Below are 13,657 nucleotides of genomic sequence, written 5' to 3'. Positions count from 1 at the left end.
TAATTAGTTTCTACGCATACCTCGTCTTTTATTATTCGACTCTTTAACTTGCAAAGGTAAAGTCGTTGATGCGAACTCTTTCATTACTTTACGGTAAACATCTCTTTTAAACGAAACAACTTGTCTCACTGGATACCAATAACTCACCCAACGCCAATCATCAAATTCAGGATGACCACTTGCATTGAGATCTATCGCATTCTCAGGACTTTTCAATTGTAGCAAAAACCATTTTTGTTTTTGCCCTATACACACGGGTTTACTATCTTGTCTGATTAACCGCTTAGGTAGTCTATAGCGTAACCATGATCGGGTAGATGTTAGAATTTGCACATGTTCTGGCTTTAATCCTACTTCTTCATATAACTCTCGATACATGGCCGCTTCTGCTGACTCTCCATCGTCAACGCCACCTTGAGGAAATTGCCAGGAATGTTGGCCAAAACGCCTTGCCCACATAACCTGCCCAAAGCGATTACAGATAATGATGCCCACATTTGCACGAAAGCCGTCACTATCAATCACATGGACTCCGAACTTTAACTATTAATCGTTTGATTGTTTCACAAAGCGTGTCTGGCGGCAAATATCTGTTACACAGCAAGCTTTGGATAAAATAAGAAAAACAGCTTATAACCTCAACCTTATCAACAGACGCTAATGATAAGTCACAATGATATCCACAAAAACTGTGGATATCTCTGTTGGAAACTCAGTTAAAGTCGAATAACTTAGCATTTTATGATTGGTTTATTAAATTTACCTCAGCATTAAAATAGAGCATAAAAACTTTAATTACAAACACTTAAGTTAAAATAAAAATAACCAATTGTATCGACAAATAAATAACGTCTATTTTTTAACCACCAATTTTAAAAGCGATTGCTTGCATTATATTGAAAGGCGGTTATTCACAAGCGCAAGTATTCTTATGCAAAAAAAAGCAATTACTGCCGCAAAAATAGCATTGACAGATCACAATTATTGCAGTAGTTCAGCGCTTTATTTAAGTTATCCAGTAAAACTGTGGATAACTATGTTGGAAAAACAGGGAAAGCTAAGGAGTAACTCGTAAAGAACGATTAATAATTAAAAGTAAAATGGAAAGATCTTACTTATTTCATAAACTTAGCTGCTAGCATATAAGTTATCCAACTCTATCTATTCGTTAGTTTGTTTTTTGTACACATTTGATATCTGTGTTTAAATAGCTAAAATCGCCCTATGAAAAAATCGATAAACCCACCTTCTAGCATTAGTGAATTAATGCTCCGCGCAGATTCAATGGCTGGCTTAACCTTAGGTCAGCTTGCTAATCACCATCAAATAGCAATGCCAAAAGATCTCAAAAGGCACAAAGGCTGGGTTGGGCAACTTATTGAGTTAGAACTTGGTGCTTTGGCTGGTTCTAAACCTGAACAAGATTTTGTTCACTTAGGTGTTGAACTGAAAACCATTCCAGTCAGTCGCACCGGAAAAGTACTTGAAACAACCTACGTAACTGTCGCGCCACTGACAAATATCCATGGCTTAACTTGGCAGGAAAGTGTCGTTTGCCATAAGTTGCAACAAGTTCTGTGGATCCCCGTGCAAGGAGATCGAGATATTCCACTCGCGAATCGACAAGTTGGCTCACCAATTTTGTGGAGGCCATCTGCAGAAGAAAGCCAACAACTGCAACAAGATTGGGAAGAAATAATGGAGTTTATCGCTATGGGTCAAGTTGATAAGGTTACAGCTCGCCATGGTGAAGTGTTACAACTTAGACCAAAAGCTGCCAATAGTCAGGTACTCACCGATAGCATTGGTCAAGATGGACAGCTTACTCAAACTAATCCTAGAGGCTTTTATTTGAAGACCCAGTTCACCCAAAAAATACTTTCACAGCTACTTTGAGTTATTTTTGTACCAAATGTCACACTCATTTGACTTAGATCACAAATACTACTGGTAAAAGTAGGGGGATTTTCTATAAACTAGCGCCTCCTAAAAACAAGTAGCATTTGGATACCCCTTTAAAAGTGAAAGCACGTATACAGGCGAAGAAATTAACCTTTGCTATATTCGCTTGGACTTCCGCCATGGCGGCTTTCGTATTTTTCCGATACGCGCAAACTCCGGAACTTCCACAGTGGGCCATTGGTTCCGCTGATTTAGCGACGCTTTCAATTTATATGGGAATTATATTCGGCAGCTTACACTGGATGTCGAATTTGATTGCAGATTTTAGTGCAATCAATCGTTTACCTTATGTATTCTCGGTTGTTTTTAAAGGGTTATTCTTACTGCTAGGCGCTACAACGCTGGCGTATATCACTCAGTATCTCAATATGTGGGCGATTGAGAATCATATGACGACTCTACGTCAAATGCTGACTGCACACATATTGTATAGCCCTTCATTCCAAGCACTCATTGTCTACCTTGTTGTGGTACGTGTAGGTTTAGCATTTATCGAGCAAATGGCGCTCTTGGTCGGGCCTCGAGTACTATTGAATATAGGTTTAGGCAAATATCACAAGCCAAGGTATGAGCAACGTTTATTCTTATACTTAGACATGGTTGCCTCAACGACACACGCAGAATCTTTAGGTGATTATCGTTTTAGCCGCTTAATTCAAGATAGTTTTAGCTTGCTAGCTGATACAGTTACAAACAACGAAGCCGAAATTTATCGCTACATGGGAGATGCGGTACTGATTCACTGGCCTTTAAAAGACGGTATTAAAGAAGATAGATGCTTTAATATTTACCATGAATTTAGCCAACAACTCAGTTGGCAAAGACAATATTTCGAAGAGCAGTACGGCTTTGTACCAAAATTTAAAGCTGCGGCTCATTGTGGCCAAGTTGTCGCTGCGGTTGTCGGTGTGCAAAAACAGGAGATCAGCTTCTTTAGTGATGTCTTGAACACCTTAGCTAGACTTCAAGATCAATGTAACCCACTAGGACAACGTATGTTGATCTCTGGTTCATTGCAATCACGCTTAGAAAATAATGACTCACAATATCAACTCAATAGCTTGGGCCCGATAAAATTAAAAGGCAAACAACATTCAATTGAAGTGTTTGGCGTCACCCCAAAAGCTCCTCAATAAGCCGATATTTTCATATCGGCTTCGCTATTGAACTAAATCTTATAAATCATCAACTTGATCTAATAGCTTCTGGATCTCTAGTCCTAAGGTTCTGAAAGTCAAAATACGACTAGAGGTTTGACGCCAAACAAGACCTATATCACGGTATGGCGTATCACCCGGAGGCGCCATAGTCGTTAAGTCAGTATTATTTAAAATGCCAGCATCAATTGCCATTTGCGGTAGAAAAGTGGTCCCGAGTTTACAATTAACCATCTGCACTAAAGTGTGCAAACTAGTTGCTGCAAATGGATTAATCTTTTCACTTTCACCTAACTGACATGCTGAAATCGCATGGCCAGTAATGCAATGCTCTGCTTGCAGTAAGAATATACTTTCATCTGGTAGTTCTTGATAATCAATAGGCTCATGGATCTCATCTGTGAGATCTTTATGCACAACCATCTTAAATGGATCGATACCTACCTTCATGCTATGAAAGCCACTGGTATCAACTGGGAGAGCTAATAGTAATAGATCTAGCTCGCCTTTACCTAACGCATCAATTAGACGATCTGTGGTATCTTCTTTTAAAAATAGCGTTAAATCGGGATAAAGCTGCTTACAGTGCTGAACAACATTACTCAATAAGAATGGCGCAATAGTAGGGATACAACCTAACCTAATCTCACCAGTCATCGGCTCGCCTTGGTGTTTTACTAACTCAACCAGATCGTCTACGTCAGTTAATAGCTTGCGCGAGCGCATTACCACCTCTTCACCAATTGCAGTAAAGATAAACGACTTATGATCACGTTCAATTAATTGATGGCCTAACTGCTCTTCCAGATTTTGAATGCCACTTGATAATGTTGACTGGCTCACATGGCATATCTTTGCTGCACGGTTGAAGTTCTGTTCTTGATGCAAATTCACCAAATAGAACAGATTTTTTAGACTAGGTAGATGTTTCATAAAATAGATTACCAATGACAGAATTTATCTAATCGTTCAATCTAACTCTATCATAATTCGCTAACTTAACTGTGAATTAGCAACAATAGTTTGTGAACTGAGTCAAAAACAGACAGAAAACAGTTTAATACCAATTAGTATAAAGATTTGGTCGCTCAGCGAGAATTTAGCGGCACTGAGACAAGGCAACGAGTGAAGAGCATAGTGAAACTAGGTTCAAGCTTCCTCTTTGATTATCAAGAGTCGCAGGATCTGAGCCGCTAAAACTCGCCATTCTGGAGCGCTTTTGGCTGCCTACTTCAGCGTTGAATAACTTCACAAGGGAGCAACCATTCTTTCAGTTATTCACCTTGAATTAGTTTGCCAAAATCGCTCTGAGTAGATCAACTTCTTATACTAATTGGTATAATGAGTAAACAATAGATAAAAAAATAGCGCAGTAGAGAAACTCTTACTGCGCTATTTAGATAGTCTGTCGCGATTATGCTTTAGACTCTAAGTATTCTTTCAGTTGTTGCAAGTCTTTCGAACCAAACTCAACAATCTCATTCAACCAGGCCGCATGCTCTTGTTCCCAAGCCGCTTCTTCGCCATGTTGCAATAACTGAGCAAACTGCTGAATGCGCTTTAAACCTACCGAACCTGCAGCACCTTTGAACTTGTGAGCTTCACTACAAAGGGTATCTTTGTCGTTTGCTTCATGAGCGCTCACCAAATTACCAATATACTCTGGCATTAATTGTTCAAATAAGACAACGCTTTTAAGCAGCGTGCCAGCACCGATTGCACTGCAATACTGCTCAAGTGTATTAAGATCTAAAATTGATTCTAATTCAGCTGTTGCCATTTAGGCACCTCTCAAAAAATTGCCACGTGTATACAAAAATCGATTTTACCACATAATACCCGCTAAATTCTAAGGCGCAACAACTAGTAGCATATGAGGTTAAAATTCGCCTAAATTTAACTATTTAGCAACTTAAAAACAACCGATATGACTTATTATCGACTCTATTTACGACACTATGTCCACTTTTATGCTCATAAATCCTTACAGCTTAAGTGGATTTTCCAAGTATTTACCCTGACCACCTTTTTGCTCTAAATCATCAACAATAGCGACTAGCCCATTCCAACGATAAGCACACCAGTCAGGTCCTAACAACATCGGCTTTTTCGCATAAGCCGTAACTCGATGAAAAATAACCTCTTTAGGCGTATGTCGAATTAACTCTCCAACACTATAAGCATAGCTTTCAAGCTCGAGTAGCTGCATTTTGCCATTGCGCCACGCTTTAGCCATAGTGCTCCCCTCTACAATATGCAAAGGGTGTAATTTAAGGCCGTCGACTCCAACAGCTAGTACTTTTTGCAATGTTTGCAAATAGTCAGCATGTTCTTCTCCTGGCAGACCTAAAATTAAGTGGGTACATACTTTTATGCCTAAACGACGCGCACGCTTCACAGTATCTTCATAGGCAGCAAATGTGTGACCTCGATTAATTTTTTTCAAGGTCAAGTCGTTTGCGGATTGCAAGCCAAGCTCAAGCCATACATCAACCCCATCATTTTGGTAGCCAACAAGTAGCTCAAGTACTTCATCTGGTACACAATCGGGACGCGTACCAACACAGAGACCTACAATATCTGTATCTTGAACCGCCTCATCATACTTTTGCTTGAGGATTAAATACTCATCATAAGTACTTGTATAAGCCTGAAAATAAGCTATGTACTTTGAAGATTTAGTCGACAAGCGCTCACGCCCCTGCGCAAGCTGCTCTTGGATAGACAGTTCAGTTTTATGCTCATGACTAAATGAGGCCACATTACAATATGTACAGCCTCCTTTACCCAAAGTACCATCGCGGTTTGGGCATGTGAACTTAGCATCAATGGTCAATTTACGGATCCGCTCACCGTACTTTTGTTTGCAAACGCTGCCAAAGGTATTAACGTAACTATCCAGTCCCAACTCTTCTATCTACCTAGCTTCAAAATTTGCGCTATTTTATCCAGTAATGAAATACATTAATTAGCGCTAGCTCAAATAACGTAAATACAATTCCCTACAAATAACTTCAAAAACTGCAGGCCTTTGACAGAAAGCAGATTCACAATAATAGTTATTGTGAATAAATAGTCACAACGAAAAGTGATTATCATTTCACTGTATCTGCAAGAAAAATCACTTTACGCAAAACCGATACAATCAGCCCTCTTGTTACAAAAAAACAACACAAATAAAAAGTAAATTTTAAAATTCTTTTTATTCATAAGGTTATACACAACAATTTACAGTTTACGTTAAGGTAAAGCTGTCATTACAAGTGTATGAAACGACGATTATTAGTTATTTTTTATGCAATATTTAGGTTTGACCTTTATCAAACTTGAGGTTAATTTGAATGATTCGGGTGCATATCTATATATATTTTTTGCTTTATCTCCCGAGTGGTATCAGTAGAAGTTTAGGGAGTGTAGTCATGAGCTTATATCATCCAAGTTTCGAGCGAGACAATTGTGGGTTTGGCTTAATCGCCCAAATGGACGGTGAGCCAAGCCATCGTATTGTACGTACAGCAATCCACGGCTTAGACCGCATGAAGCATCGTGGTGGAATTGCAGCAGATGGTCGTACAGGTGACGGCTGCGGTCTGTTAATGCAGTTACCTATAAATTTTTTTAAAGCCATTGCAGAAGAAAATGACTGGCACTTAAGTCGCCGCTTTGCTGTAGGAATGCTTTTCCTGAGCCAAGATGCCATTTTGGCAGCCCAAACCAAACAACTATTAGAGCAAGAGCTACAAAAAGAAACCTTAAGTGTTGCCGGTTGGCGAGATGTGCCAGTCAATACAGAAGTTCTGGGTGAAATTGGTAAAGCTAGTCAGCCACAAATCGTGCAAGTTCTTATTAATGCACCAATCGGCTGGCGCGAAAAAGATCTAGAACGTCGTCTATATATGGCTAGACGCCGAGTAGAACAACAACTCACCCACGATAAAGATTTCTACGTAGCGAGCCTTTCGGGCCAAGTCATCGTATACAAAGGCTTGATGATGCCGGCCGATCTGCCTGCATTTTATAGTGATCTCGCCGATATTCGTTTGCAGAGCGCCATTTGCTTATTTCATCAGCGCTTTTCAACCAATACCTCACCTAAATGGCCTTTAGCGCAGCCTTTTAGATATTTAGCACATAATGGTGAGATCAATACCATTACCTGTAACCGCCAATGGGCAAGAGCTCGAGCTTATAAGTTTCACGCGCCGTTACTACCGGACCTGCAGCAAGCTGCACCTTTTGTAAACGAAACCGGTTCAGACTCATCATCGCTCGACAACATGCTAGAGATGTTACTTGCCGGAGGTATGGATCTCTACCGTGCTATGCGTTTGCTTATTCCACCAGCATGGCAAAGTAACCCTGAAATGGACCCTGAGTTAAAAGCATTTTACGACTTTAACTCTATGCATATGGAGCCTTGGGATGGGCCTGCGGGTATCGTTATGACCAATGGTCGTCACGCAGCATGCGCCGTCGATCGTAATGGCCTACGTCCATCACGTTACATTATCACCAAAGACCGTATCTTAACCTTAGCATCTGAGGTCGGTATTTGGGATTACGCTGCCGATGAAGTCATTGAAAAAGGTCGTGTGGGCCCTGGTGAGTTGTTAGTGTTAGACACACTCAATGGTCAATTATATTCGTCATTTGAAATCGATAACGACTTAAAACGTCGCCACCCTTATAAACAGTGGATGGCAAAGCACAGCAAAGTATTGGTCCCTGCCGAAGAGTTTGGCCCAACAGAGCAAGGCAAACGTGAGTTTGATAACGCACAATTACTGCAGTATCAAAAGCACTTTGGCTATTCTCGTGAAGAACTCGAACAAGTGATTTGGGTGCTCGCGCAAAAAGGCGAAGAAGCAACTGGCTCAATGGGTGATGATACACCAATGGCCGTGTTGTCGAAAAAGTCGCGCACTATTTATGACTATTTCCGTCAAAAGTTTGCTCAGGTCACTAACCCACCAATCGACCCTCTGCGTGAAAAACACGTTATGTCGTTAACGACTTGTGCAGGTCGAGAGCAGAACCTATTTAACGAAACTACTGGTCACGCATATCGAGTGATGTTTAATTCACCGGTACTGCTATTTAGTGATTTTAACCAGCTAATGGCTCTAGATAGCACATACTATCGTGCCAACACCGTTGACTTAAACTATAACCTCAATGAAGGCCTTGAAGCTGCACTAAAACGCATTTGTGATGAAGCTGAACGCCTAGCACGCTCGGGGACAACATTACTCGTATTATCCGACCGAGCTACTGCAAAATCAAAGCAAGTTATTCCAGCAGCAATGGCGGTCGGTGCTGTACAACAAGTACTGGTTAATAATAGTCTACGCTGTGATACCAATATTATTGTTGAAACAGCATCAGCCCGAGACCCCCACCACTTTGCGGTATTATTAGGTTTTGGTGCAACCGCTATTTATCCATACCTAGTGTATGAATGCATTTCAGATCTTGCCCAACGTAATGGCGTCAGCAACACTCGTGATTTAATGCTTAACTTCCGTCAAGGTATAGACAAAGGTCTGCGTAAGATCATGTCCAAAATGGGGATTAGCACCGTAGCCTCTTATCGCTGTAGCCAGCAATTTGAAGCGATAGGTTTAGCTGATGAAGTGGTTGAGCTTTGCTTCAATGGCGTGGTAAGTCGTATTCAAGGCGCGACTTTTGACCTTATTGAGCAAGATCAGATTTTACTGCATAAGCATGCGTTCAGAGCCCACCAACCATTAAACCAAGGCGGTCTATTAAAGTACGTGGAAGGCGGTGAATACCACTGTTTTAACCCAGATGTGGTTAATACATTGCAAGCTAGTTTACGTGACCAAGACTATCCAAGTTATAAGCGCTTTACCGAGCTGGTTGACAACAGGCCGGTTGCAACGCTTCGCGATTTAATTAACGTCAAAAGCGAGCACGCCCCCGTTGATATAAGCAAAGTTGAAGCAGCAAACAGCTTATACCCTCGCTTTGACAGCGCAGCAATGAGTATCGGAGCATTGAGCCCTGAAGCACATGAAGCATTAGCTGTTGCCATGAACCGCTTAGGTGGCCGTTCAAACTCAGGTGAAGGCGGAGAAGATCCACGCCGCTTTAATAGCGAAGGCAACTCTGCAATTAAGCAGATCGCGTCTGGACGATTTGGTGTAACTGCACATTACTTAGTGAATGCTGAAGTATTACAGATCAAAGTCGCCCAAGGTGCCAAGCCCGGTGAAGGCGGTCAATTGCCCGGTGATAAGGTGAGTGTTGAAATTGCGGCGCTACGTAACGCTCGCCCAGGGGTCACCTTGATTTCACCACCTCCGCACCATGATATCTACTCAATTGAAGATTTAGCCCAGCTAATCTTTGATTTAAAACAGATTAATCCAAAGGCCTTAGTATCAGTCAAACTGGTATCAGAGCCTGGTGTTGGCACCATTGCCACAGGTGTGGCTAAGGCATACGCCGACATGATCACTATCTCAGGTTATGACGGTGGTACAGGTGCAAGCCCTATTACCTCAGTAAAATATGCTGGCAGTCCATGGGAGCTAGGCCTTGCTGAAGTGCACCAAGCTTTAGTTGAAAACGGCCTACGTCATAAAATTCGCTTACAGGTAGATGGTGGTCTCAAAACCGGTAAAGATGTAATAAAAGCAGCCTTACTTGGCGCTGAAAGTTTTGGTTTCGGTACCGTACCTATGATCGCGCTCGGATGTAAATACCTGCGAATTTGTCACCTTAATAACTGTGCAACTGGGGTCGCAACACAAAATCAAAAGTTGCGAAACGAGCACTACCATGGTTTACCAGAACGTGTGATGACTTATTTTGAGTTCGTAGCGCAAGAGATCCGTGAGTATATGGCCGATTTAGGTGTCACTGAATTTGAGCAGCTAGTAGGCCGTAGCGACTGGCTAGCCACAATTGAGGGTGAGACCGCTAAGCAACAATCGCTAGATCTAGCACCGATTTTATATCAACCAAAAGTGCCAGACACTTCGGCTGTGACTTGGCGTGAAATCAATCCGCCATCGGATCAAGGTTTGCTAAACCAACGTCTAGTTACTGATTGTCAAGAAGCAGTACTTGCAGGTATAGCAGCAGAGCAAAGCTACAGCATTAACAATACTGACCGCTCCGTAGGCGCAAGCTTGTCCGGCTTTATTGCAACCCATATTGGTCGCGACGGTGCTAAAGCACCAATTACTCTTAAATTTAACGGCAGTGCAGGTCAAAGCTTTGGCGTGTGGAATGCTCCAGGTCTTGAGCTAATGCTATGTGGTGATGCCAATGATTACGTGGGTAAAGGCATGTCAGGCGGTAAGATCTGTGTATATCCGCAGCTAGGTAGCCCATTTAAGTCAGAGCGTTCAGCTATCTTAGGTAACACCTGCCTTTACGGTGCCTCTGGCGGCAAACTATTTGCTTCAGGACAAGCTGGCGAACGCTTCGCTGTACGTAACTCAGGCGCAATCGCAGTTGTCGAAGGCTTAGGTGATAACGGCTGTGAATATATGACAGGCGGCATCGTTGTTGTACTCGGTAAAACCGGGGTTAACTTCGGCGCAGGAATGACAGGCGGCTTCGCCTATGTGTTTGACCAATTTGGTCGCTTTAATCGCCGCGTCAACACTGAAATGGTCGATACCCACAAAGTACAAGCGCCTATTCAGCAGCAACATTTACGAGAGCTTATTGAGCAGCACGTAAAAGAAACCAATAGTGAGCATGCCAAAATGATCCTTAGCGATTTTGAAAACTGGATCGATTGCTTTGTATTGGTAAAACCAAAAAATGTTGAGCTAAATGACCTACTTAAATTAGAACAATCAGAACCTGCACTAGCAGTCAGAGCGGGGTAATACAAGATGAGCAATGATTTTCAATTTATCGAAGTTGGTCGTAAAGATCCAACTAAGCATGCAGCTAAGCAACGTGCGACTCAATTCATTGAGATATATCAGCCTTTCGCCCAGCCACAGGTAAAAGAGCAGGCTGATCGGTGTTTAGATTGCGGTAACCCCTACTGTGAATGGAAATGCCCACTACATAATTACATCCCCAACTGGCTGCAGCTTGCTAAGCAAGGTCGTATTATGGAAGCGGCAGATCTAGTACATGAAACCAATACGCTACCAGAGATCTGTGGTCGAGTATGTCCGCAAGATAGACTCTGTGAAGGTGCCTGTACTCTTAACGAAGAGTTCGGTGCTGTCACCATTGGTAATGTTGAGAAATACATAACAGATACCGCTATCTCTCAGGGCTGGCGTCCTGATATGTCAAAGGTTACACCACGTAAAGAGCGAGTTGCAATTGTAGGTGCAGGCCCTGCAGGTCTTGGTTGTGCCGACATATTAGCCCGCAACGGCGTTAACGCTGTCGTGTTTGACAAGAACCAACAGATAGGTGGCCTGCTCACTTATGGCATACCATCATTCAAGCTCGATAAAGAGGTGATGCAGATCCGTCGTAACGTGCTTGAAGGCATGGGGATTGAATTTAAACTTGGTATCGCTGTCGGTAAAGACATCGATTTTAATGACTTGCTCGAACAATATGATGCCGTGTTCTTAGGAATGGGAACCTACACCGCAATGAAGGCAAATCTTCCCGGTGAAGATGCGACTGGCGTTCATCAAGCCCTGCCTTATCTTATTGGTAATACACACAATGTGATGGGTACTGAGTGTAGCGACAATCCATACCTGAGCCTTAAAGGTAAGCGAGTCGTTGTACTTGGTGGCGGTGACACCGCAATGGACTGTGTTCGAACAGCAGTACGTCAAGGCGCAACCCAAGTGACCTGTGCTTATCGACGCGATGAGGAAAACATGCCAGGTTCACGCCGGGAAGTGCAAAATGCTCGTGAAGAAGGCGTCGAATTTTTATTTAATCGCCAGCCAAGTGAAATAAGAACTGAAGATGGCAAAGTTGTGGCTATCGAATGTATCGAAACCCAACTTGGTGAGCCTGATGAAAGTGGTCGTCGTCGCCCGCAGCCTATTGAAGGCAGTGAGCAATGCCTTGAAGCCGACGCTATTATTATTGCTTTTGGTTTCCAGCCTAGCCCTGCCAAGTGGCTCGGAGAGCACAACATAGAGTTAAATGAATGGGGCTTAGTAAAAGCAGCTAAAGTCGCGGAAAACCCATTCCAAACCAGTAACCCAAAAGTGTTTGCTGGCGGTGATATGGTACGTGGTTCTGATCTAGTGGTGACTGCGATAGCCGAAGGTCGTGACGCGGCGATGGGAATATTAAACTACCTAGAAGATTAACCTCTCGACTCATTAATCGTAAAGCTTGCTTGTGAATTGCGCTTCGAAAGAGGCGCTTTTTTTGTCTAAAGTCCCACAGCTTTAGCAAACAAAAATCACTTTACTCTTAATTTGCTGTGCAGCAATTGGCCCAATATCATTAATTGACACACTATGTTTATTCTCACCTTTAAACCAGAACCAACCACTATGATCAATCCCAACCAGTGTTTTGACCATATAGCCATAGCGCGGATGCAATAATTTCAACATGTCTCCAGCCTGCAATTTCTGCTTATCAAAATGTTCTGATAACAGCACAAAGTTGCCGTTTTTTAGTCGAGGGAACATACTGTCCCCAGCGACTCTATTAAAGCTAAATCCAAACATTTAAGCCCCAAGCTTTGGGTAAACCAATTTTTCAGCCGGTGGATAAGGGCTAGTTGCAACATAAACAGCTATACCTTTGCTCAACCAAAAGATCTCAGCAAAGCGATTAACTTTATCTAGCAAAGCTAAGGTTACTTCTCGGTCTATATGCTGCTTAGCTTTTGAGGCTAACAGCATGATGTTATGTACAAGCTGATGTAATTCTGGATAACTATCAAGTTGTGGTTGCTTAATATAATCGCCCCATATAACACGCACTTCATCTTTTACTTTATGACCATGCGATTCTTTTTCTGCAATAAGCCGAACAAATTGTGCCTGTTGATTACTGCTCATTTTGTCAAACTCTGGCATTTCTTCTAGTAAGTCCACCATACGTATCATAGTTAATACCGCTAGCTGCGCAGTAATGGGGTCATAAATCTTACATGGAATATCGCAGTGAGCTGCAACAGTAGCAAAAGGAGCTCGACTGTCGATTTGATTCAAGATCTTAGCTAACATGGTTACTCCTATTGCGACTTGTACTGATTACATGCTGAGTTTGCTTCATTTGCTTGACGCCTCTGCAGCTTTTTTCTGCGCAAGTTATCTGTAAGTAACTTAGTCACAATAACCCCAGCTAATACAATTGGCATCACCCATAACAAGTGAAGCAGATTTGCTGACTCAGCATTATGATCATGTCCGGGATGTGCTATCACGGCAGTTGACATAACACTGGTGGCACCAGCAAGTGTGGTTAGCATTACTTGTTTCAACATAACTATTCCTTTAATCAAGTTAGTCCTATACCTAAAAGTTTGGTGGGTAATAATTGTTTCTCAAAAGGAGACTCAAATTGCTTAAGCTAATGCAACGATGTTTGTCGCATACCTATTTTCT

General features: G+C 42.2%; 11 protein-coding genes. 4 read left to right on the top strand and 7 right to left on the bottom strand.

The window, feature by feature from the left end; translation table 11 throughout:
- Positions 1 to 3: 3 nt before the first annotated feature.
- Positions 4 to 525 (bottom strand): RNA pyrophosphohydrolase, encoded by a 522-nt coding sequence (gene rppH / locus L884_RS0110435; protein ID WP_028767458.1) that lies wholly within the window; start codon positions 523 to 525, stop codon positions 4 to 6.
- A 699-nt stretch (positions 526 to 1,224) separates the two neighbouring features.
- On the opposite strand from rppH, the gene mutH reads away from it, so the two are divergent.
- Both mutH and L884_RS0110425 read left to right on the top strand, forming a co-directional pair.
- Positions 1,225 to 1,896 (top strand): DNA mismatch repair endonuclease MutH, encoded by a 672-nt coding sequence (gene mutH / locus L884_RS0110430; protein WP_028767457.1) that lies wholly within the window; start codon positions 1,225 to 1,227, stop codon positions 1,894 to 1,896.
- Positions 1,897 to 2,021: 125 nt separating this feature from the next.
- Positions 2,022 to 3,098 (top strand): adenylate/guanylate cyclase domain-containing protein, encoded by a 1,077-nt coding sequence (locus tag L884_RS0110425; protein WP_028767456.1) that lies wholly within the window; start codon positions 2,022 to 2,024, stop codon positions 3,096 to 3,098.
- A gap of 39 nt (positions 3,099 to 3,137) precedes the next feature.
- On the opposite strand, the gene oxyR is transcribed toward L884_RS0110425, so the two are convergent.
- From oxyR to mnmL, 3 genes are all read right to left on the bottom strand, one after another.
- A complete protein-coding gene (oxyR, locus tag L884_RS0110420) occupies positions 3,138 to 4,052 on the bottom strand; it encodes a hydrogen peroxide-inducible genes transcriptional activator OxyR (RefSeq protein WP_028767455.1) in 915 nt (304 codons plus the stop codon).
- A 481-nt stretch (positions 4,053 to 4,533) separates the two neighbouring features.
- Positions 4,534 to 4,899 (bottom strand): Hpt domain-containing protein, encoded by a 366-nt coding sequence (locus tag L884_RS0110415; RefSeq protein WP_028767454.1) that lies wholly within the window; start codon positions 4,897 to 4,899, stop codon positions 4,534 to 4,536.
- A 204-nt stretch (positions 4,900 to 5,103) separates the two neighbouring features.
- A complete protein-coding gene (mnmL, locus tag L884_RS0110410; RefSeq protein ID WP_028767453.1) occupies positions 5,104 to 6,027 on the bottom strand; it encodes a tRNA modification radical SAM protein MnmL/YtqA in 924 nt (307 codons plus the stop codon).
- Between the two features lie 511 nt (positions 6,028 to 6,538).
- Here mnmL and gltB point away from each other — a divergent pair.
- Together gltB and L884_RS0110400 are read left to right on the top strand one after the other, a co-directional pair.
- Positions 6,539 to 10,987, top strand: coding sequence for a glutamate synthase large subunit (gene gltB, locus L884_RS0110405; protein ID WP_028767452.1), 4,449 nt, complete (start codon positions 6,539 to 6,541; stop codon positions 10,985 to 10,987).
- Between the two features lie 6 nt (positions 10,988 to 10,993).
- Positions 10,994 to 12,403, top strand: a complete 1,410-nt coding sequence (locus L884_RS0110400; protein WP_028767451.1) for an FAD-dependent oxidoreductase — start codon at positions 10,994 to 10,996, stop codon at positions 12,401 to 12,403.
- Between the two features lie 81 nt (positions 12,404 to 12,484).
- On the opposite strand, the gene L884_RS0110395 is transcribed toward L884_RS0110400, so the two are convergent.
- From L884_RS0110395 to L884_RS21950, 3 genes are read right to left on the bottom strand one after another with little or no spacing between them, the layout of a single operon-like run.
- A complete protein-coding gene (locus L884_RS0110395) occupies positions 12,485 to 12,772 on the bottom strand; it encodes a S24/S26 family peptidase (protein ID WP_028767450.1) in 288 nt (95 codons plus the stop codon).
- On the bottom strand, positions 12,773 to 13,276 hold the full coding sequence (gene sodN / locus L884_RS0110390; RefSeq protein ID WP_028767449.1) for a superoxide dismutase, Ni: 504 nt from the start codon (positions 13,274 to 13,276) through the stop codon (positions 12,773 to 12,775).
- Positions 13,277 to 13,284: 8 nt separating this feature from the next.
- The gene (locus L884_RS21950) at positions 13,285 to 13,536 is read right to left on the bottom strand and encodes a hypothetical protein (protein ID WP_037410788.1); all 252 of its coding nucleotides are present in this window, start codon (positions 13,534 to 13,536) and stop codon (positions 13,285 to 13,287) included.
- Positions 13,537 to 13,657 lie beyond the last annotated feature (121 nt).

Origin of the sequence: Shewanella fidelis ATCC BAA-318 (assembly GCF_000518605.1) — a bacterium.
GTDB classification, from domain to species: Bacteria; Pseudomonadota; Gammaproteobacteria; order Enterobacterales; family Shewanellaceae; genus Shewanella; species Shewanella fidelis.
This window is presented reverse-complemented; position numbering and strand designations above follow the sequence as displayed.

Bases quoted from the DNA above. Each gene is read 5' to 3' on its own strand.
- mutH (WP_028767457.1), top strand. From the start codon at position 1,225: ATGAAAAAATCGATAAACCCACCTTCTAGCATTAGTGAATTAATGCTC.
- oxyR (WP_028767455.1), bottom strand. From the start codon at position 4,052: ATGAAACATCTACCTAGTCTAAAAAATCTGTTCTATTTGGTGAATTTG.
- L884_RS0110415 (WP_028767454.1), bottom strand. From the start codon at position 4,899: ATGGCAACAGCTGAATTAGAATCAATTTTAGATCTTAATACACTTGAG.
- gltB (WP_028767452.1), top strand. From the start codon at position 6,539: ATGAGCTTATATCATCCAAGTTTCGAGCGAGACAATTGTGGGTTTGGC.
- L884_RS0110400 (WP_028767451.1), top strand. From the start codon at position 10,994: ATGAGCAATGATTTTCAATTTATCGAAGTTGGTCGTAAAGATCCAACT.
- L884_RS0110395 (WP_028767450.1), bottom strand. From the start codon at position 12,772: ATGTTTGGATTTAGCTTTAATAGAGTCGCTGGGGACAGTATGTTCCCT.
- sodN (WP_028767449.1), bottom strand. From the start codon at position 13,276: ATGTTAGCTAAGATCTTGAATCAAATCGACAGTCGAGCTCCTTTTGCT.
- L884_RS21950 (WP_037410788.1), bottom strand. From the start codon at position 13,536: ATGTTGAAACAAGTAATGCTAACCACACTTGCTGGTGCCACCAGTGTT.